Raw genomic sequence first — 2,459 nt, 5'->3', positions numbered from 1 at the left:
CCGCTCTACACGCTCGTTTCCCGGCAAATCCGATCGCCGCAAAACGCCGCTTCTGGATTCCAAATCAATGGCTTGGGATTTCTTCACGGTCGACTGATGAGATCGCCTTTCGACCTTGTATGCCAGTCCTTACAAAAGGGAAATGGCCGGCACACCACCACAGGCATTACGCGCCTCGAAATCGCGCAGCTAGTGCGAGAATTCCACCCTCAAATAGGAGATAAATTCCGTTAATAGTTCTACTTCCGAAGCTCATGGGCTTTTCCGAGTTGACGATCTCGGCCTCGAACATTCCGCTCTGGTCGTTCGTCCTTACACTGACATCTTGAAAATCTAAAAATTCGCCGGTTGCCGGCCCATATGATTTGTATACGGCTTCCTTTATTATGAAGATTAGTTTCGGGCCGACTCGACTGCCAGACCACTCGCTAAGCTCTATCTCCGCAGGGGTGCATATGATCGGCAGAAGGTCCGCTCCGAGTGGTTCTTCATCTTCAATGTCCAATCTCAAAGCGAGCACGTCGCTGGAGCGTCCGACAACGGCTCCGCAATCAGACGAAGAGTGGGAAATACTCCCAATGGCTCCCAAAGGCCAAACAGGAGCCCGATCCGCTCTTGACAAGATCGGAACAGGAGCAAAGCCCAGACGAACCAACGCCTCACGAGCGTGATGCCGTCCCCAAGCGAACTCACGCCGACGACGCAGCACGACGCTCCCCAACATTTCAGCCTCAGCGGGAAATGGGGGGGGACGGGGTCACGTATTGGTCCGCCCGAAAAGCTGATGTCATGCCCCAAAGCTGCACCGATAGCAGTCCCTAACGCCGCAAGCGTTTTCAGTTCGAGTAAGCCCCTATTGTTGGAATGTGAAGCCGCAAATTTGAACTAGCTGCTCGGTAGGTAGCCTGAGATCGCAGGCAACTCAAGGCACAGCGTCGGCGACGAGTCGTCCCCGATCGCAATGTTTCGACGATAGCATCGGATCAATAGACTGTGTGTGACGGACGACTCGATGGGGGTGGACCCGGTCGGCCGCCTAGTCATCTAGTCACAAACGTTTAGACCGCTTCGCTGGGGCCTGCCCGTGGACGTCTAATGCTCGTTCCCGTGGTTGAAGTAGAAGAATTTTCTCAATTTCTGAAGGTCGCTTGTTGTGAAATCGAACGAGACGTCATTCGAACTGTCGATTTGGACTGCAGATTCCACGCTGTGACCATTCCAGCCGCTGGAAATCTGTTTGCTGAGTCATTAAGAAGAGCTCCTGTGCTCGCTGCAGTGGTGTTACGAACAATGAAGGTACAGATATTCTCATTGCGGGAACGACCAGATCTGATCCCCTTGGTCTTTTCGAATGATTTGGAGAACGTATGGCCCGAGTTCATGCGACATGACGCGACGGCAAAGCTCTATTTTGGGCAATCTGCATTTTTCGATTACCTCGACTACGCCTTTGGAGCACTTCTCGATGGCGAGATCGTCGGGCGCGCCTTCGGTGTTCCATTTGCCTTCAACATCGAGGGTCGTACCGAATTGCCAGACGGCGGCTGGGACCAGGTTATCCGCTGGGCTCACGAAGACAGGCTTGTTGGGCGCAGGCCGACGACGATAAGCGCGCTGGAAATCGCACTTGTCCCCAAGGCGAGGGGCATTGGCAATGCTCTAGCAATGTTGGATTCTTTGAAGGCATGCGCGAAGAAGATGGGCTTTGCAGAAATGTTTGCGCCTGTCCGGCCCAGCCAAAAGCGACTCGGCTCGCGGATGGCGATGCGCGAGTATATCACATTGCAACGTGCTGACGGTTTGCCAACGGACTCGTGGTTGCGAACCCACGTTAACGTCGGAGGCAAAATAGTGAAGATCGCTCCCTACTCCATGACCATCGTTGGGACCATCGCCGAGTGGTCACAATGGACGGGGGCAGCCTTCGATCGTTCAGGCCCGACAGAGGTCGAAGGCGCATTGGTACCGGTGCTTGTGTCGGTTGAGCAGAATTATGGAGTTTACGTGGAGCCGAATGTGTGGATCCAACACGCATTATGATATCGATCGCATCCAACGGGGAGCGGGTTACGTCATTCGGCCCTTTAACTGCGGTTGCTTGTCAAGGGATCCTTTTGGTTTAGCCTCTGGGACGACGGTAGCGCTCGCGCCGTCGGAACTGGCCAGGGTTGCGGAGACGGCACAGACCAAGCGCTGCACGCGCCCCGCTTGCTGATGCCGTCGCTGGGGTCATGGTCCTTTCCGAGGTCGCGTAGCGCCTCATGATGAGGTCCGGGGCAGACGCCTCAACGTCTGCAGCGGAGTGCGCTCGAGGCGCCACCAGCCGAATGAACGAGGTCGTCACAACCACCGTCCCAGCGGGACATCGACCTGGTTGATCAAATCTGACATTTGAATCCCGGAAGGGATTCCGTTGACGCCGATTGCATGCGACTCTGGCGTATGCGCACCGGTCTTTC

General features: G+C 55.3%; 1 protein-coding gene. It reads left to right on the top strand.

The annotated features are described in order from the left end of the window. The first annotated feature begins 1,095 nt into the window (after positions 1 to 1,095). Complete coding sequence (locus K288_RS0143090; protein WP_343209718.1) at positions 1,096 to 2,040, top strand: hypothetical protein; 945 nt, start codon at positions 1,096 to 1,098, stop codon at positions 2,038 to 2,040. Positions 2,041 to 2,459: the final 419 nt, after the last annotated feature.

Source organism: Bradyrhizobium sp. Ai1a-2, assembly GCF_000426245.1.
GTDB lineage: Bacteria > Pseudomonadota > Alphaproteobacteria > Rhizobiales > Xanthobacteraceae > Bradyrhizobium.
Note: the sequence above shows the minus strand (reverse complement) of the source record. Positions and strands in the feature narration are given on the sequence as shown.